18 protein-coding genes are annotated in these 18,308 nt (G+C 60.5%); 11 read left to right on the top strand and 7 right to left on the bottom strand.

Translation table 11 applies throughout. The features are described from left to right. Positions 1-13 precede the first annotated feature (13 nt). The 4 genes from C7450_RS01500 to C7450_RS01485 are packed head-to-tail and all read left to right on the top strand — an operon-like array spanning position 14 to position 4,395. The gene (locus C7450_RS01500) at positions 14-1,012 is read left to right on the top strand and encodes an ABC transporter ATP-binding protein (RefSeq protein ID WP_210206337.1); all 999 of its coding nucleotides are present in this window, start codon (positions 14-16) and stop codon (positions 1,010-1,012) included. A gap of 2 nt (positions 1,013-1,014) precedes the next feature. Continuing rightward, positions 1,015-2,712, top strand: coding sequence for an ABC transporter permease (locus C7450_RS01495; RefSeq protein ID WP_110372616.1), 1,698 nt, complete (start codon positions 1,015-1,017; stop codon positions 2,710-2,712). A 31-nt stretch (positions 2,713-2,743) separates the two neighbouring features. Then, a complete protein-coding gene (locus tag C7450_RS01490; protein WP_110372615.1) occupies positions 2,744-3,664 on the top strand; it encodes a sugar phosphate isomerase/epimerase family protein in 921 nt (306 codons plus the stop codon). After that, positions 3,661-4,395, top strand: coding sequence for an inositol monophosphatase family protein (locus C7450_RS01485; RefSeq protein WP_110372614.1), 735 nt, complete (start codon positions 3,661-3,663; stop codon positions 4,393-4,395). Before C7450_RS01490 ends, C7450_RS01485 begins: the two co-directional genes overlap by 4 nt. A gap of 415 nt (positions 4,396-4,810) precedes the next feature. Here the strand turns inward: C7450_RS01485 and C7450_RS01480 are convergent, their stop codons facing one another. The 5 genes from C7450_RS01480 to C7450_RS01460 form a co-directional block, all read right to left on the bottom strand. Next, positions 4,811-5,953 (bottom strand): pectin acetylesterase-family hydrolase, encoded by a 1,143-nt coding sequence (locus C7450_RS01480; protein ID WP_110372613.1) that lies wholly within the window; start codon positions 5,951-5,953, stop codon positions 4,811-4,813. A gap of 215 nt (positions 5,954-6,168) precedes the next feature. Continuing rightward, complete coding sequence (locus C7450_RS01475) at positions 6,169-6,843, bottom strand: TetR/AcrR family transcriptional regulator (RefSeq protein ID WP_110372612.1); 675 nt, start codon at positions 6,841-6,843, stop codon at positions 6,169-6,171. Positions 6,844-6,923: 80 nt separating this feature from the next. Then, positions 6,924-8,183 (bottom strand): TRAP transporter large permease, encoded by a 1,260-nt coding sequence (locus C7450_RS01470; protein ID WP_110372611.1) that lies wholly within the window; start codon positions 8,181-8,183, stop codon positions 6,924-6,926. Between the two features lie 5 nt (positions 8,184-8,188). Continuing rightward, on the bottom strand, positions 8,189-8,683 hold the full coding sequence (locus tag C7450_RS01465) for a TRAP transporter small permease (protein WP_110372610.1): 495 nt from the start codon (positions 8,681-8,683) through the stop codon (positions 8,189-8,191). Positions 8,684-8,695: 12 nt separating this feature from the next. Then, the gene (locus C7450_RS01460) at positions 8,696-9,685 is read right to left on the bottom strand and encodes a TRAP transporter substrate-binding protein (protein WP_110372609.1); all 990 of its coding nucleotides are present in this window, start codon (positions 9,683-9,685) and stop codon (positions 8,696-8,698) included. Between the two features lie 111 nt (positions 9,686-9,796). Here C7450_RS01460 and C7450_RS01455 point away from each other — a divergent pair, with 111 nt between their 5' ends. Genes C7450_RS01455 through C7450_RS01435 form a run of 5 tightly spaced genes read left to right on the top strand, consistent with a single transcriptional unit; the run spans position 9,797 to position 14,388 of the window. Then, positions 9,797-10,618, top strand: coding sequence for a nuclear transport factor 2 family protein (locus C7450_RS01455; RefSeq protein WP_110372608.1), 822 nt, complete (start codon positions 9,797-9,799; stop codon positions 10,616-10,618). Between the two features lie 21 nt (positions 10,619-10,639). Beyond that, positions 10,640-10,876 carry a hypothetical protein gene (locus tag C7450_RS01450; protein WP_110372607.1) on the top strand — a complete coding sequence of 79 codons (237 nt, stop codon included), beginning with the start codon at positions 10,640-10,642 and terminating at the stop codon, positions 10,874-10,876. Continuing rightward, positions 10,873-12,204: a hypothetical protein gene (locus C7450_RS01445; RefSeq protein WP_110372606.1), complete on the top strand. Its 1,332-nt coding sequence runs from the start codon at positions 10,873-10,875 to the stop codon at positions 12,202-12,204. The genes C7450_RS01450 and C7450_RS01445 overlap by 4 nt, the downstream gene beginning before the upstream one ends. A gap of 12 nt (positions 12,205-12,216) precedes the next feature. After that, positions 12,217-13,632, top strand: coding sequence for an aldehyde dehydrogenase family protein (locus tag C7450_RS01440; protein WP_110372605.1), 1,416 nt, complete (start codon positions 12,217-12,219; stop codon positions 13,630-13,632). Between the two features lie 9 nt (positions 13,633-13,641). After that, on the top strand, positions 13,642-14,388 hold the full coding sequence (locus C7450_RS01435) for a sulfite exporter TauE/SafE family protein (RefSeq protein WP_110372604.1): 747 nt from the start codon (positions 13,642-13,644) through the stop codon (positions 14,386-14,388). Between the two features lie 121 nt (positions 14,389-14,509). On the opposite strand, the gene C7450_RS34405 is transcribed toward C7450_RS01435, so the two are convergent. Further along, positions 14,510-14,656, bottom strand: coding sequence for a hypothetical protein (locus C7450_RS34405; protein WP_245449422.1), 147 nt, complete (start codon positions 14,654-14,656; stop codon positions 14,510-14,512). Between the two features lie 561 nt (positions 14,657-15,217). Then, on the bottom strand, positions 15,218-15,976 hold the full coding sequence (locus C7450_RS01425; RefSeq protein ID WP_110372603.1) for a rhodanese-like domain-containing protein: 759 nt from the start codon (positions 15,974-15,976) through the stop codon (positions 15,218-15,220). A gap of 180 nt (positions 15,977-16,156) precedes the next feature. Here C7450_RS01425 and C7450_RS01420 point away from each other — a divergent pair, with 180 nt between their 5' ends. Further along, positions 16,157-17,377: a helix-turn-helix transcriptional regulator gene (locus C7450_RS01420; protein WP_110372602.1), complete on the top strand. Its 1,221-nt coding sequence runs from the start codon at positions 16,157-16,159 to the stop codon at positions 17,375-17,377. A 546-nt stretch (positions 17,378-17,923) separates the two neighbouring features. Next, the gene (locus C7450_RS33425; protein ID WP_146227235.1) at positions 17,924-18,133 is read left to right on the top strand and encodes a hypothetical protein; all 210 of its coding nucleotides are present in this window, start codon (positions 17,924-17,926) and stop codon (positions 18,131-18,133) included. Positions 18,134-18,308 lie beyond the last annotated feature (175 nt).

Below are 18,308 nucleotides of genomic sequence, written 5' to 3'. Positions count from 1 at the left end.
TCGGAGACGTGCCGTGATCCGCTTTGAGCAAGTCGATATCGCATACGACGGCAAATTGGCCGTCCCCAATCTGAGCATTACAATCGAGGATGGTGAGTTCTTCACCCTTCTCGGGCCGTCCGGCTGCGGGAAATCCACCATCCTGCGGTGCCTCGCCGGCTTCGTGCCAGTTATCAAGGGGCGCATCCTGCTTGCCGGCCGGGACATTTCCCGTCTTGAGGCCGAGAAGCGTGGTGTCGGTATCGTCTTCCAGAATTATGCCCTGTTCCCGCATCTGACTGTTGCGGAGAATGTGGCCTTCGGGCTGCGAGCCAGCGGGACGTCCAAGGCCGAGGTCGCGGGCCAGGTCGCCGACATGCTGGAGCGTACCGGGATTTCCGAACACGCCAACAAGCGGCCAGCGGAATTGTCAGGCGGTCAGCAGCAGCGTGTCGCCATCGCCCGGTCCCTGATCATGGGGCCGAGGATCATGCTGATGGATGAACCGCTGTCGAATCTCGATGTCAAGCTAAGGGTCTCCATGCGCAACGAGATCAAGCGCTTGCAACGGCAGCTCGGCTTCACCACGATCTATGTGACGCACGATCAGGAAGAAGCCCTGTCGCTGTCGGACCGTATCGCGGTCCTGAACAAAGGCGAGGTCGAGCAGATCGGCACACCCGAGGCGATTTATAACCGGCCAGAAACCGAATTCGTCTGCCACTTCATCGGCGAGGCCAATCGTCTGACACCGGCGATGCTCGGCGAAATCCGTGCTGACGGCGGCGATGGACCAGCCTTCGTCCGGCCTGAATATATGTCCATCGACGATGGAGCCCCCAATACCTATCGCATCACGGCAACCGTCGCCGACACCGTCTTCCTCGGCAACTTGATCCGCTACCGAATGCAGGCGGTCGATGGCCATTTTGACCTGATCAGGTCGGGCGCCGCGGAAAAGCTAACCGTCGGCAGCCAGCACGTCGTTTGCTTTCCCCATCACGCACTGCTGCGTCCCGCAGGGAGGGCATAACGATGTCGTCCACCCTCTGCGTTGGGAAAATCGCCCGCCTCATTGCCCTGCTGGCCATCGGCTGGATGGTCATCGCGTTTCTCTTCTATCCCGTGGTCTACGTCCTGCTGGACGCATTCTTTCCGAATGGACAGTTTTCGGCGGGTGCAATCGAACGCCTGACTGGATCGCCCCGCGTGACCCGCAGCATCTGGAGCACGATCCTGGTTGCGATAGTGACGGTCGTCACCGTCAATGTCGTCGGCCTATTTCAGGTTGCGGTCCTGGAATTTTTCAAGGTGAGGCTGGCCCCGCTGCTGCTGCTCGCCTTTTCCACGCCGCTGGTCTTCTCCAGCGTCGCAGCGGTCTCCGGGTACAATTTCGTCTATTCGTCGCATGGCTTTCTCACGAAAGTGCTGCTGACAATTTTCCCGGACATGAACCCCAATTGGTTCACCGGCGCCTTCGCCGTCATTTTCGTCCACACCTTCACGATGACCGGCTACCACATCCTGTTCGTGCGGGCCGGGCTGCGGCAGATCGACTTTTCCATCGTCGAGGCGGCCCAGAGCCTCGGCGTGTCGCCCGCCCGCGCCTTCCTCAAGATCGTCCTGCCGATGCTGGCGCCGGTCCTGCTGGCAACGAGCCTCCTGGTCCTGCTCGGCGCGCTCAACTCCTTTGCCGCACCCTCCATGCTGGGCGGACGCGACTTCTACATGCTCAGTTCGATGATCCAGTCCCTGGTGAGTCTCGGCCGTACCGACATGGCCGCCCTCCTGTCCCTGCTCCTCGGCGCGATCTCACTGATGGTCTTCCTCTGGATGAAACGTATCGAGCGGCGCGGTAGAGCAATATCGACCTCGAAAAGCCAGTCCCCCCTGCGAAAAACAGAAATCCGCAATCGTCCCATGAACCTTGCGGTGCATGTTATCGCCTATCTTTTGTTTCTGATCTACATGGCTCCCATCCTGATCACCGTCGCTTTCTCCTTCGCCACGACGGAGAGCATCGTGCAGGATCCGTTTCCGACACGCTTCACGCTCCAGCATTACATGACGGTTTTCTCCGATCCGCGCGCTTTCGGTCCGCTCGGCAACAGCCTCGTCCTGTCCTGTCTTGCGGTCAGCGCGGCATTGGCCGTAAGCCTGTTCGCGGCACTTCGCATCCGCGCATCCAAGGGCATCGTCAGCGATAGCCTGGAGTTCTCGCTCTTCATTCCCTGGGTGCTCCCGTCGATAATGCTCGCGGTGGGTCTCATCGCGGCCTATGGCAAACCCTCCATGCTCATCTTCGGCGCCTCGCTGGTCGGAACCTATTGGCTCCTGCCGATCGCCTATGTGATCGTCATCATTCCGATGATGGTGCGAATGCTTGGCGCGGCGCTGGCCGGGATCGACCCGAACATCGACGACGCGGGCCGCTCGCTTGGCGCTTCCGGGATGTATCGCTTCACCCGCTTGACCGCGCCGCTGCTCGCCCCGGTCATAGCATTGGTGGCGGCAATATCCTTCAACGAACTCTTGTCGGAGTATACGCTCTCGGTATTTCTCTACAACATCAACAACACGCCGCTCGGCGTCGCGCTTCAGAATGCGGCTCGCGCTGATGGACCGGACCAGATTGCCATTTCGATGGTCTACGTTGTCCTGCTCCTCACCTTTTCACTCATCGTCATTCTTGCCTCCAGCCGCCTTAGTTCCGGGCGCGCGGGCCGGACCTGACCCTCCCATCCCAATTTCAAGGAGACAAGCTATGTACTGCATGACTGTATGGCATCCCGATCACGGCGACCGCTGGTATGATGAGGGTGTTCGCAAGAGCCTTCAGCTCATCAAGGAAGCGGGCTTCACCCATATCAACTGGAACCCGGACTCTGGGTGGTCCTATGTGTATGCACCGTCGGAAATGCGCTTCATCGCCAAGATCGTTGCCGACGCAGGCTTAAAGACATACACCATTCACGCCGCGAATGGCCGCAATGCCAGAACCGAATGGGGCTACGGCCCGGCGATGGAAATGCGCAAGGATATCGCCTCGCCGCACAAATGGCAGCGCGAAGCAGGCATTGACCTCTTGGCCAACCGCGTCGATCTGGCCGCCATGATGAACGCACCGAATATGGTCCTTCACATCGACATCGACTCGTTCGATTCCAGCGGTCGTGGGGCAAACGAAGAGTTTTACGGTTATCTCTTCGAGTCCCTTGATGCTATTCGGCCCTACTGCCTGGAAAAGAAAGTTGCCATTGCAGTCGAAAACATCTTTGGCGGCGGCATCGACCAGTTCGTTGATCTCTTTGAGCGTCTGTTTACCCGCTATGAGCCGGAATTCATGGGCCTGTGCTTTGATTCAGGCCATGCCCGTGTCATCGATCCCGACGGCTTCACGTTGCTCGAGCGTTTCCGCTCCCGCCTGATCGCCACCCATCTGCACGACAACAGGGGAGCAAAGGATGATCATCTGCTGCCATTCGACGGTGTCATTGACTGGGCAAAGATGATGAGCCTGATCGCGGATTCTCCTTACGAACTGCCATTGAATTTCGAGACGCCATTCGATCGCTACAGCCTCAAGGAATTTCCGTTCTACGAACGCGCTATGAAGGCTGCCGTGCGTCTTACCGATATGGTGCTCGACGCTCGCCTTTCAAACTCTCGGATGGTGGCAGAATGACTGACTTTCAGCAACGATTAGGACATGCTGAGCAAATCGTCGCCGCCTGCGCGGAGGTGGCCCTTGGCCACTTCCGTGCAACAAAGGACCTGGCGGTCGACTTCAAGGGGCCGCGGGATTTCGTATCTGAGGCAGATCGTCAGGTTGAAACAACGGCCATCGAACTGTTGGCAAAGCATTACCCTGACGAACCGCTGATCGGTGAGGAGTTTGGCGGTCACGCCACCGGTGATTACTGGCTCATCGATCCGATAGACGGAACAACCAATTTCTTGAACGGTCTGCCGTTGTGGGGAGTTTCCCTGGCATTTGTTCGCAATGGCGAGCCGGTTGTCGGCGTCATTGCGCTTCCGGCGCTGGACGAGGTCCTCTCCGCCGCCAAGACCCTGGGATTGAGATCGACGATCGACGCGGCACTGGGTTTGACTTCGGCTGAATGCGGTCTCATGGGGGTTGGCCGAAATGGCCGGTGGGCAGGCGACGACCGTTTCCGGCTCGAGCAGGCACTAGAGGCAAGCGGTCTTTCGGTCGTCTGTCTCGGCAGTTGCGCAACCTCCCTGGCGATGGTCGCTTCCGGGCGGATGCTTGGCTATGTCGAACGCTCGGCCAAACCCTGGGACGTCGCGGCCGGCATCGTACTCTGTGAGGAAGCTGGCATTGAAATCGATGCAAGATGCGAAAATGAGTCCGTGGACATCTGGGCAGGCAGCCTCGTCGGCAAGCCTCGGTGATTAGCTAGGTGACTCGACTCGCGCAAGAATACGTGCGCAAATTCTTCAAATATTGATAATTAAGCGAATTGAAACTGGGCCAAAAACGCAACCGGCGGAATGAGGTCGAAGCTCCGATTGAGCAATTACGGCCACTTCAACGGCAGCTTTTTGTTACACGCCACTAATAACGGCCAGTCAGCGATCGGCCCCATTTCAGACCATTGAAGATCGAGAGATAGTGAAGGAATCTGGCGCTTGCCATATTGCTTCGCATCACTGCGCAGTGGATTGGATTGGTAAGGTCGACCGGCTTCCAGGCAGTGCAGGGTCACGTGTAATAACCACCCGTGACGCATCTGTTTTGCGGGAAGCCAGCCGGGCGCCGCGGCAGAAATGTGACCAGAGTTACAGTCTTGTCCGAACCGGAAGAATCCTATTCCGGTTCCTTCGCGCAGGACTCCGGTTCACCGCAAGTGACGCTTTTGACCTCGCGGCCTTCCGCCACGTCGCGGAACCAGTCCACCGCGCGGACGCCTTCCTCTTCATAGGTGTAGAAACGGTCGAAAACGAGCAGCGTGTGCGCCTTGCCCCGGCTCGTATAGCCCGCGAAGCCAGGGATCGCTTTGGCCTGTTCCGCACGGTTCTGCAGCAGCAGCGGGTAGAGCCTGGAAGGAGTGCCGAAGGCCTTCTGGAACCTTTCCTGCGCCTGGTCATAGGCGGTGTCGAGTTCGACGACGCGCAGGCGCGGCGCGTGTCTCACCGCCGCGCGGCCGAGGTCTTCGAACGTCGCGCTCTCGCGATCGACGCCGCCCGTCCATTCGGGCGCGCCATCCCAGAAGCCCCAGTTCTGGATCAAATCCGCAATCTTCGGGGACCGATAGCCGCCCGCGCCGTCCGCGACGGCGGCAATCTCGACGTCCGGATAGTGATCCGCGACTTCCGCCGCATAGATCGGCGCGGCAATGGCGCCCGCGCTCGACCCGGCGACGACGATGCGCTCGGGCTTCTTCACGTTCTGATAGACCCAACTGAGCACCGATTCCACATTTGCACGGCCCCGGTGGCGCACCGCCACCTCCCGGCCGTCCGCCGTCTTGTAGGTCACATCGCGATTGCCGAGGTATACGTCGCCCGTGCAATAGGAGGCATAGACCTGCGTCCATTTGGCAACCGGGTTTTCCGGGTTGCCGAGGTCGAAGACGCCCCGCCAGCCGCGCGGGTCGTTTGGATCAACCCGTTCAGAGAGTCCAAGGCGACCCATGTATTCGCTCCGCCAGCGCGGTTCGTTTGGCTGAGGACGCGCGAAGGGAATGTAAACCGCCGAGCTGGGGTCGCATTGCTCGCCCGTCCAGCAGGCGCCACCGCCACTGAGAAAGATCATGAGCTTTGCGGCGTCCGCGCCTTCGCCCGGCTTCACATGGAAAGCATAAGGCGTCCCTGTCGCGCAGGAGGTTTCGCCACCCGGCTCAATGGTCTTCCAGGGGGTCATCGCTACCTGGCCTTGTTCCTGCGCCATGACGCTGGCCGGAGCGAGCAAGAGGGGAAGGGCGACGGCGACGGCGCGGCGGATCTGCATAGGGTTTCTTCCTTCCGGAGTAGTTCTTTGATTGGCGGCAGGTTCTTCCCGCCCGATAAAGCAGAAGACTACGGGGCTACCGCCCCCCCTGTCTGCACGAGCGTTTCGGCTCGCTGTCCCACGCGATCGCAGCCCGATCGCTGGCGAATATCATTACGAGCATTTTGTGCATGGCCCGCCTGTGCGTCTTGATCGCCTCCTGATCCCGCCCGCGTTCAACCGTTGCCTGCTTCGTCCAGTGGGAGCCGCATATATGCCTTCAGCGCCTCACGAAGTCCAATCCGAAGCGTTTCGTCCTTGGCCGAGAAGACGTGGTAGTCGTTAACCAGATCGTTCTGCAGCGTGCCGACGATTAGTTGAAAGCAGAATGACAGCCGGACGGTGGTTTCTTCGGGGTCGAACGCCGGGAATTCATGCGCCAAGGCCCTGCGGTAGTTGCGAATGATTAGACGTGCAGAGTCGCGCATTGGTGCCCAGGGGTCATCGGGCTCCAGGATACGGAGCAAGGATTCCCGGAGGACGCCGCGGATGGGGCTGGTGAATATGTCGGCCATCAGGTCGACCAACTCGTCCAACGCCTCGGCCGGCGCCATCTCGAACAGCCTGTCCATGTTCACCCTGCGATGAATTTCCCGGTTGCAGGCGCCGATGGCAGCGGCGCGCAGCGCACGGAAAAAGGCGTCCTTGTCCTCAAACCGGGTGTAGAAACTGCCTACCGAACCGCCGCAATCCTCGGCCAAATCCGATATCCGGATCTCGGAAAAGCGTCGGGTGTTCAGCAAGCGTATCCCGGCTTTGATATAGGCGTCACGAATGCGGACGGACCGCTTCTGCCTAGCCGAGTGCACACCCTGGATATCGTCTTCGAGATGGATCGTATCGAAATCCACGTCCTGTCCTTATCGTTTTCGTGCAGGAGTGTAACGGTGCGCACCCGACGCATCTGCCAGTTCTGTCGAATTTGCCCTGCTCATTTCAGAAAGAAAAGCGCTGTCTGCGGCACGAAGGTGACAAGCAGCAGCACGCCCAGGATCAGGACGATGAAGGGCAGAACCGCGCGGCAGATCTCGCCGAAACTTTCGCGGAAGGCGGTCATCGCGACGATGAGATTCAGACCGACCGGTGGCGTCAGGAAGCCGATTTCGAGGTTGATCACCATGATGATCCCGAAATGCACCGGGTTGATGCCGTAGCCCATCGCCGGGATCAGTAACAGCGGCGCGAGGATCAGGATGGCCGAGATCACGTCGAACATGCAGCCGACGATCAGAAGGAAGACTGTAACCATCAGCAGGAAGACGATCTTGCTGGTCGCGATGGTCGAGATCCAGAGCGCGAGCTGGTCGGGGATTTCCTCAATGGTGAGAATGGTCTTGAGGCTCAACGCCACGGCGACGATGGGAAAGAGCATCCCGAGGAGCTTCGCGGTATCGACTGCAGTGTCGAAGAAGTCGATAGGCTTCAGTTCGCGGTGAATGACGATCTCCACGAAGAGCGCGTAGAACAGTGCGACAGCGGCCGCCTCTGTCGCCGAGAAGTAGCCGGTATAGATCCCGCCCAGCAGGATTACCGGCAGCAGCATGGCCCAGGCGCCCTTGCGCAGCGCGCCGGCGAATTCGGAGATGTCGAAGTTCTGCGCGGGAAGATGGCGGTTAGTCCACCAAGAATAAAGCGCGAGAACCGAGGCGATCAGAATGCCTGGCACGATGCCGGCGACGAAGAGATCGGAAATCGAGGTCTCTGTCACGACGCCGTAGAGAATCAGCGGGATCGAGGGCGGGATGATGATGCCCAGCGTCCCGCCCGAGGTCAGCGCGCCAAGGGCAAAGCGCTTTCCGTAACCGTTCTCGATCAACGCCGGATAGAGGATGGTGCCCACCGCCAGCAGCGTCACCGGAGAGGAGCCCGAGATGGCGGCGAAGATGGCGCAGCTTAGAATGGTCGCGACGGCCAGCCCGCCGGGGATGGGCCGGGTTACAGCGATGGCAAGGTCGATCAACCGCCGCGCAATGGACCCGCGCGTCATGATGTTGCCAGCCAGCAGGAACATCGGGATCGCCAGCAGCAGCGCATTGTCGAGGCTAATCCAGAGGTCTTCGGCCAGGTATTCGAGGTTGCCGTCGCCCCAGACGAAGTGGACGTAGCCAGCGGCCGCCAACAGCACCACGATGATGTTCTGGCGCAGCGCCAGCAGGCCCAGGACAAGGGTCAGGAGAAGAAGTGCCGACATCCGGATTACCCCATGGTCTCGGACGCAGCGGGCTTCAGTGCTGGGTCAGCCGCGAAAATGAGATGTTTCAGCCCCGCCGAGGCGAAGGCGTAGGGAATGACGAGTTGGAGCGGCCAGAGTAGGAAGTAGAGCACCGGCGCGCGGTCTCCGCTGTCCATGGAATGGGCCACGAAGGACCAACATATCCATGCACCGGAAAAGAAGAATGCTGCAGAGACCACGTCGCCCAGCCGTTGTACCAACTGCTCCAGCCGCGGCGGAGTTAGCCGGTCGAGCAAGGCCGGTCGCAGATGCGCATTGTCGGAAGCGGCGAGCGTCAGCCCGAGGAACCCCGCGATGATCGCGCCATAGACGGCCAGTTGCTGCAGGCCGAGGAAGGAGGTGTAGAACACCTCCCGCCCGATCACGTCGACCATCAGGATCACCGCAACCACCGCGTAGGAGATCGTCGCGGCGATGGCTTCCGTCAAGGTCACGGTTCTGAGGGTTGCACGAAGCATCCGTCCGGCCCGTCAGTTTTGGGTGCAGGCGGATTTGGCCGCCAGGATCGCATTCCACTTGGCTTGCGCCTTGCCCCCCAGTTCGTCGAGGATCTGCTTCTGCGCGGCGGGGGCGAGAGCGCGCCACGCGTCGAGCTCCTTGTTGCTCAGCTCGATCACGTTAGCACCCTCGTCGGCCACCTTTTTCAATAGGGCGACTTCGGCCCCGCGGATTGCCTCGCGCAGTTCGAGAAAGACGGGGGCGGCTTCGTTGATCCAACCCTTTTCCTCGTCGCTCAGCTTGTTCCAGGTGCGCTTGGACATGATGATCGCGCCCACCTGGTGCTGGTGGCGGGTCAGAACGATGTTGGGTGCGACCTTGTCGTAACTGGAGACGATACCGAAGACCGAAAGCTGGGTCGCGGCGTTGACCTGGCCGGTTTTCATCGCCGGGATTACGTCATTCGGATCCAGAGGCACTGCGGTCCCCCCGGCTTCCTTGATGAACAGCGTATCGGTGACCGAAGGGGCGGTGCGGATCTTCACCCCGGCAAGGTCGGAGGGCAGGCGCATGTCCTTCTGGCTGAAAATCGACTGATAGCCCACTTCCATCCAGCTCAGCGTGACGATGCCAGCCCCGTCGAACTCCTCGCCAAACGTGTCCAGAAGGTGGTTGTCTGCAACGCAGTCAAACTGTTCGGCGCTGTCGAAGGCATAGGGCGAGGTCAGAAGGCCAAAGCTTGGCACCAGAAGCGACACCGCCGAGTTCGACATCACGCCCATGTCGATGCGGCCACGGGCGATCTGCTTTGCGACATCCTGCTCAGCACCCAGCTTGCCGCCCATATAGGCCTTGATCTCCAGTTCACCGCCAGAAACCTCGGCCACGCGGTCGACGAACTTCTGGGTGATCACGCCCCAGGGTGAGGCGGGGGGCGGGGCCGCGCCGAGGCGCAACTCGCGCGCTTCGGCGGCAAGTATTCCGGCCAAGAGCGCAGTAAGGACAATGGCAATGGCCTTCATCGTGGCCTCCTCCCGTCACATGAATCGCTGAGCGCGTTATTTCGTTACCTGTACGCTAGACGGTGAACCTCATGCCGTCAATAAAAAAAGAATCCATATTCATTAACGAAAATGGCACCAGAAGGATATGACAAAACTGGCGACTTTCGCGTTCATAAAAATGAATTCATATTCTCTTATCTTGACGCGCGCGACGTGGAGCCATTATTGTGGCGATCAGAATTTCACTGCAGCCTGCGAGGATCGATGACGCGAAGTATCGCAAAGTCCACCCCGGCGCCCGGCAAGCAGCCGTCAGTCGAGACGATTCTTGTGGGCGGTGGCCAGATACGCGCCAATGGTGCCGCGCAAAAGGTTGAGGCCATCGCGCCCAGTCCTCTGGGCGAGCCGCGACGCGGGGTGGGTGCCGCGACCCTGGCCAATCCGGTCGAGCAGGCGGTCGAGGACATCCAGCCCGCATCGCCGGCATCGCGGCCGGATGGTCCGCGCCTGTCCACAGGTGCGCGGATCGTCGAGAATCTCGGCTCGCGCCGCAGCGAAAAGATCGCTCGCAAGACGCTGCCCGTATTGGCGGGCGACGAGATGGCGCGCAAGAAGCTCTTTACACGTTTCGAAGAGGCATTCCTGACCGCCGACATCGCCGCCCTGCGCGCGTGTCTCTCGCCGGCCTTTCAGTGGCACCTGCCCAACGGCCAAGTGGTCTATGGCCGTGAAGAGGCGCTGGCCGAGATGGGGCGGCGCTTTGCCATGCCGAACAGGCCGAAGTTCTCGGGCACGGTCTGGCGATTCAAGGACAGCACCGTGATCCAGACCTACGACGTGGAATTCCTCGGCCCTGATGGGCTTTGGCGCCAATCGCGCGGCATGGATTTTTACGACATCGGCGGAGGGCTCATCACCCGCAAGGACGCCTACTGGAAAATGGTCCCCTGAGGGCCGGGAGGAGAGAAACCCATGAAAATCGATTCCGCGGCCGGCGAATTCGCTTTTGACATCTCGAATCTTGAACTGCGTGACGGCGGCATCGTGTTGACTGGCAAGATGGGCGTCTGGGAGGCCGAGACCACCATGACCGACGCCGACCTGCGCCGCCTCGTGCGGCTGGTCCTGCTGAAACCCGGCGCCTGGGGTTACCTCTTCCGGATGATCCTCGGTGCCCGAACCGAAGCCAAGGCGGAGGCGGCCCGATGACCAGCCTGAAACCCGATGGCCTGCCGCCACAGGCGCAAGCCGCCTGGGATTATCCCCTCTACGACGCCATCCTCGGCCGGCGCTCGCGCCGATTCGGGCTGGGGATGGAGATGGCATCGGGCCCATTCAAGTACCGCTCGGACAAGGAACCGGTGGGCCTGAACGACCTTGAAACTGCCATGCTGGTGGCTGCGGCCACCGCGACCACCGGTCCGATCCTGGCCGAGACCACGCTGCCCGGCGGCATGGTCAAGACCATCGGCAAGCCCTATCCGTCGGCGATGGGCTCGCACCGGGCGCGGCTGTTCTTCACAAACGATCACGGTGTCTTCGTCGTCAATGCCGACCAGGCGAAGATGACTAAGATGAAGGAATACGAAGACAAGTCCGACCGCGAAAAGATCCTCGGCTTCTACGACACCTATGTCGAAAAGCTCGACGATGGCCGCATGGATCTGCCGCCGAAGGAGCCGGGCGTCTGGCCGCATAACCAGTGGGTCACCAACATGCCGGGCACGACGCTCTTCATGCCGGTGATCGACGTCACCAAGGACCTGATCAAGCTGATCCTGAACCTCTGCGACAGCAAGGCGGGGCGCTACGCGGGGGAGGGCGGCGGCTATTTCATCGTCGACGACCGCAACGGGATGAAGCCCTGCGGCAACCAGCAATGGGTCGACAACGGCTTTCTGTCGAAGAAGAAGATCATGACTCTCTCGCGGTTGGAAAAGATCATTTCGGACGGGATGCTCGCGGAAGGCGCTTTCATGTCGCAACTGATCGCGCTGGCCATGCACGCCACCGGCATCGGCGGCTGGATCTATGGCGGGTTTTCCTCGACCGTGGTGCTGGGCGGCACGCCCGCCTGCCGGGGCCTGGGGTTCCGCTTCATCCAGTCACCCAGCGACCCTTTCCCGATTCCGGTCGGCCGCGCGGGCGTGTTCGAAGCCTTCTGCCCACCCAACTACGCATCGATGCGCGAAGCGGTGGATGCCGCAATCGCCGGAGCGACCATGACCATGGACCAGTGGGAAGCCAAGGGTATGATCAAGCCACACACCGCGCCCAATTCGCAGTTCGACAAGAACACCGCACAGGCCAGCCCCGACGGCGTGGAATGCGTGAAGGACATCTGTTCCTACATCTACGACACTTACGGAAAATTCCCCGCGACGGTCGATCCGATGCAGATCTCACTTTTCGCGCAAGCGCATCACCTCGATCTCGACTTCTACGACAAGCACATGAAGCCGGGCGCATATTCCGACAGTCACAAGAACCATTTCCGCGACTGGCACGGCAACGAGATGCCGAAGACGCGGACCTGAAGGAGCGACCACATGGACCCCTTTCGCCTGATCATCGATGGCAAGAAAGTCCCGACGAAACAGTGCTTCGAAGTGTTGAATCCGGCAACCGAGAAACCCGCGGGGCTGGCCCCTCTGGCCGAAGCCGAGCATCTGGAAGATGCCGTGCGCGTGGCCAAGGCCGCTTTCAAGTCGTGGCGAAACGAAAGCGAGCGCAAGCGCCAGACCGCCTGTCTGCGCATTGCCGAGATCATCGAAGCGCATGCAGAGGAATTGGCGCAATTGCTGACCGCCGAGCAGGGCAAGCCCCTCAACGGTATGGGCTCGCGGTGGGAGGTAGGCGGCGCAGTCGCCTGGACGCGCTATACCGCCAGCCTGTCGTTACCTATGAAGTTGCTCCAGGATAACAACGACGGTCGGGTCGAGATTTACCGCATGCCGATCGGTGTGGTCGGGTCGATCACGCCTTGGAACTTCCCGGTGATGATCGCCATCTGGCACATGATCCCGGCTATCCTGGCGGGCAATACCGTGGTCATCAAGCCATCGCCTTATACTCCGCTGGCAACGTTGCGGCTGGTCGAGTTGATGAACCAGGTGCTGCCGCGCGGTGTCGTGAATTGTGTCACCGGCGATGATACGATCGGCCCGCTGATGACGGGCCACAAGGACATTGGAAAGATAGTCTTCACCGGCTCCACCGGCACCGGCCGGCGGATCATGGCCAGCGCCGCAGAGACGATGAAACGGCTGACGCTGGAACTGGGCGGCAATGATGCTGGCATCGTTCTGCCGGATGTGGACCCGAAGCAGATCGCCGAGCGGCTGTTCTGGGGTGCCTTCATAAATGGCGGCCAGACATGCGCGGCGCTGAAACGGCTCTACGTGCATGACGACGTCTACGAGGATGTCTGCGAGGAACTTGTGCGCTTTGCCCGCAAGGTTCCGGTAGGTATAGGTAGCGACGAGAGTGTCATGATCGGTCCGGTCCAGAACGCCCGGCAACTCGAGATCGTCACCGATCTGGTCGAGGATGCGAGGCCGAAGGGCAGAGTGCTTCTCGGCGGCGATGCGCCCTCGCGCAACGGACGAAAGCAGGGCTACTTCTTCCCGCTGACCATCATCGCCGATCTCAAGAATGGCGACCGGCTGGTGGACGAAGAGCAATTTGGTCCGGTGCTGCCGGTGATCCGCTACAGCGACATCGACGAGGCGGTGGACAAGGCCAATGACAATCCCAACGGCCTCGGCGGGTCGGTCTGGGGCCGCGACATCAACGCCGCGCGCAGCATCGCGGCGCGGCTCGAATGCGGCTCCGTCTGGATCAACAGGCACGGTGCGATCCAGCCCAACGCGCCCTTCGGCGGCGTCAAGCAATCGGGGATCGGTGTAGAGTTCGGTGAGGAAGGCCTGGCGGAATACACGAATCTCCAAGTCGTCTTTTCCTGATCCGCCACCATGGAGCTGCTGTTCGATTTCTCTGCGGTGCCCCTGCTGGTGCTGGGTGCGGTTTTCGCGGCGTCAATCCTGCAATCCATCACCGGGATCGGGTTCGGCGTGATCGCCGGGCCGGCGCTTCTCATTTCCATGGGAAGCGCCGTGGCGATTCAAGTGTCGATCGTGCTTAGCTTTCTCATCGCGCTGATCCTTGCGCCGAACACCCTGCCGCGAGTGGACCGGAACCTGCTGAAGGACCTGTTTCGCGGCGTGGTGATCGGTACACCGCTGGGAGCGCTGGCGCTGGCGTCGCTCTCCATCGGCGCGCTGAAGCTCGTCGCCATCGTGGTGGTGGGCTGCATGACGCTGATCGCTACGGGCCTTCTGTCGCGCTATCCTGTGTTCGAGCGGGACGGCAAGGGACGGAGGCTCGTCGTCGGTGGGGTCAGCGGCATACTCAACACAGCGCTGGCGATGCCGGGGCCGGCACTGGCCGCCTATGCCACGGCGATCCGTAGCACGCCGGAGATTGTGCGTTCGACGACGCTTGTGACATTTCTACTGGCCTATCCGGTAGCGCTGGTCGTACAAGCTGGGGTGGTCGGCCTGTCGGCGGAGCTCTGGCTGGCCGCCGCGCCTTTGGTGCTGCCCACGGTGGCGGGAACACTGATCGGCATCGGCGCCGCGCGGTTCGTCAACCCGCTCCTCTTTCGTCTGTTGACCATCGGATTCCTGCTGGCCAGCACGATCGCACTGGCGCTTGGCTGATACGGCTTATCAGCCCTCCAGCGATCGTTCGAGCGTAGCAAGATCCGCGGCGTCACAGCCGCGGCCACGCCGGAAAAACCCTTGGTCGACCTGCTGTCGGCAAAGGGAGGGACCAACTTTCTCAGGCGTGGCTGCGCGGATTGCGCGCGAACATAATCGAGAAGTTATTCTGTCCGATCATCAGGTCGGCGGCTTCGATCTGCCTGACCGCAGACATTTGGCGCAAGATGTCGAACACCTTCATCGAGCACGGCGTATCCTTGAGCATCTCGGCAGCCTCGGCACTGATCCCCCCCTAGAGCATTTTCGTGTTTCTCCGAATCGCGAAAATGCTCCATGTCTTTGTTTTAGCGCATTTTCTTCACGCGAACCGGTGTCCACATCGCTCGAAAATGCTCTAGCAGCCGGAGCCGTCGAAGAACGGCTTGGACTTCAAGTCGTCTTCGCCCGGTGCGGCGCGTCCTCGCCAATCGGTACGAGAACACTGCTGCAAGCTTCCTCCGCATCCACTGCCTCGCTGCCGCCCTCGATTGGCTCAGGCGCTAGGATCAATCGACATTCAAGAATTGCCGCAAGAGTTACGTTGTCATCACCGGGCTTGTCCCCGAAATCGGGTTCACCCGATTTCGGCTATGGATCGGGAATGCGGCAACAGCCGCGTTCCTATGATCCCGACCGGAGAGGCGCCTCGATACATCGGGATGGCAACGGAACTCGGCTGTTTGCCGAGTTCCGCGTTGGACAAGTTGACGTCGGGCAAGGCCGACGTCAATGACAAGCCCGGCCATGACAGCTGAGAGCGCTGAATGTCGATTGAACCTAGCAGGCCTTAGTTTTTGGTGACTGCGGCCAGCAGCGTTTCGAAACTACCAGGGAAGTAAGCCACATTGTGCCAGGGGCGCTTGCTGAGAGCGTCGGCGAGTGCGCGGGCCTGGGCGTCATCACGGCCGAAGACCACGATGCGGGTATTGAAATCATCAAGCGGCATCGGGCCGCCCTGCACGGTCGCTGCTGTTTCGGGAGGGAGGTTCTGGGCTCGCGGAAGGCTCCGCTTGGCAAATTCTTCTGCCGACCTTGCATCCAGAAAGACCGCAGTATGGTCATTCTTATGGATACGGATGACGCCATCGAGCTCAATGACGGTCGGGCCGCCCAGTGCACGCCAGATCGGCATACCCAGTTGGTATCTGCGGACATTGGTGAATCCGGAATCCCGCAATTGGCCACTCAATCGGCGGCTGGCCTGACAGAACGGACCATTGCAATAGAGCACCAATGCCTTGCTCTTGTCGCCGCCGACCAGCCGCTCGACCCCGGCAACAGCCGCCGAAGGCGGACCTTCGAGATACTTCGCACCGGGAATGTGGCCATTCACGAACTCAGCGTGCGGCCGCGTGTCCAGGACGGTCGCACTGCCGTCCGACAGGATTTGCCGCATCTGTTCGGTGCTGATCTCCTCCGTCTTCTGGTCGGTCTCTCCGATTTTGGACTGATAGATGTTGATCTCATGCGCGACTGCCTCACCCGCGGACAGCGCCGCTGCGATGACGGCAATTTGAAAGAAAGTTCCAAATCTGCGACCACGCATATTATGCCTCACCCCTTTGTCATGCGGTCTTAGTTATCGAGCTGTTCGGGTGGCTCTCGCCCGGCACGGGATCACCGCATCTCAATGTAGATCGGCTCGATAGCGCGTCGAACGGAGTGGCGCATCGGGTGTTCATCCGATATACTTTTGTTTATTTTCCGGACCGTCGGGCATCCTGCTATGGGACATACTCATGCTATCGGTGCCGCGGCCTCGGAGCGGCTCGCATCCGGGCATCTCTCCGACCTCATTGGAGCGATCTATGATTGCGCCCTCGAGCCCACCTTATGGGACCACACGCTTTCCGATATTGCAGCCGCGCTCGACTGCGAAAATGCGATTCTGTCTCTGAACGACCTCCGCCACGACCGTGTCCTGATCAGCAAGAGCGTGGGCTGGGAACCCTATTGGCTGCAGCAAAGGGCAAAGCATATTCCGGAAATTCACGGTGCGATGTCCGGATGGCTCGCGCGCCAACCTCCCCCGGACGAACCGTTCGTGGCTTCGCGGGATGTCCCCGCTGGCAAACGAGAGAGTTCTCCCTATGTGCGGGATGTTTTGGGCCCCCTCGGCATTGTCGACATCGCGCATTTCGTCCTCATTTCGACGTCGACCCATTTTTCCGAGCTGGTGCTCGGCCGTCTGGACCGGCAGGGCATCATCACTGACCGGGAGATCGGGCTGGGTGGGCTGCTTTTGCCGCATCTGCGCCGCGCCATCACGATCAGCGACCTGATTGACATGCGGAGCCTTGAACAGCAGGCGCTTGGCGCGACCCTCGACAGCATCGCCGTCGGCGTCGTCATCGTCGCCGACGGCGGCCGCATTCTGCACGCTAACGAAGCGGCGCGTGCCATGCTCGACGCCCGGTCGCCAATCCTTGCGTCAAGCGGATGCCTCGCCGCGGTGCATGCCGACGCGACCGCCGAGCTTATGAAGGCGATTGAGCTGGCACGTGATAACGAGGGGGGAATCGGGGCGACCGGAATAGGCGTCCCGCTCGTGTTTCAAGACATGGCGGCCGCGACCGCGCATGTGCTGCCCCTCGCATGCGGCAACTTGCGTACTCGGCTCGTCCAGCAAGCGACAGCCGCCGTGTTCATCGCACCGGCGGACACTCCGCTTCCGGTCGATCTCGGCACCGTCGCCCGCATGTTCGGGCTGACGCCCGCCGAGACTCGCCAACTCGATCAGTTGATGGCGGGCGCGACTCTCGCAGAGGCCGCGGCCGCGCTCGGCGTGAGCAAGGCCACCGCAAGGACGCACCGGGAGCATATTTTCGCAAAGACGGGCGTTTCGCGCCGAAGCGATCTCGTGGCTCTGGTTGGTCGCCTCGTCCCCCCTGTACTAAGGCCTGCGCGACGTTCTGAGGGTGGCGCCGGCGGCTTGGGCCACCGATGATGACGGTGTCCGTCCCGGTGAAAGCGTTGGCAAAGAAGATGAAGAATGCGCCCCATCGCCAAGTGGCGGCGGGTACAGGACCTGCTGCGCCTCCCATGAACGCCGACGAGAGCAACGCGGGCCTCTTCGCGTTCATCCGAGGGTGAACCTCGCATGCGAGACTGCCGTCGGCGCGGTCCGGCAAGAAAGCCACCGGTAGAGAGACTGCCAGCCTCCAGCATGCTTGCTTGGTTTGCGATTTCGACCGACAGAGTTGGGTCACCTGAACTAGGCTAGTGGAGCGAATTTGACATTTGAGTCCCACCTGACATCAAGCTCCAGATCAAATGTCAAATTCAAAAGCTCCACTAGAACCAATAACTTGCTAGTGGTTTTCTTGACTCCGACATTTGCTCCGAGGGTGGTATCGCACGGATGCAAATGTCAGAGTCGAACCACTAGTCTCTATGATATCCCGAAACTAGTCATAGGAACGATGCCTTTTATTTCAGCAATTTAGGATTGATGACGTGTCGCGCATTTTGGAGGGCCGTGGCGTAGACATAGTTGTCATCTTCACCCTGTGCGGTGCGCCATTTTCCTGAAAATCATATTATTCCCGAACTGATTTCCGCCGATTTACCGGTATTCCCGCTTTCTGGCGCGGCGACCGCCGGGCTCATGACATCGTCCTCATTGAAGCCCATTGGCCTTTACATGGAGCTGTCGGAAAATCACTTGAATACCGAGAGCCACGACGTGGCCGCGCCGATGTAATCTCCAAGAGCGCTCAACAACATTCGCAATGGGCGGAACAGGAGCAGCGCTCTTAGAGCCAATCCGACTTGGATGGAATCGTCTGATGCCATCGAGGTCCATGAATTTACTTGTTAATTTCTGAGCGATGCCAAGTCCTGAGCGATGCCAAGTCCTGAGCGATGCCAAGTCCGCA

It is taken from the genome of Chelatococcus asaccharovorans, from assembly GCF_003201475.1.
Classification (GTDB): Bacteria; Pseudomonadota; Alphaproteobacteria; order Rhizobiales; family Beijerinckiaceae; genus Chelatococcus; species Chelatococcus asaccharovorans.
This window is presented reverse-complemented; position numbering and strand designations above follow the sequence as displayed.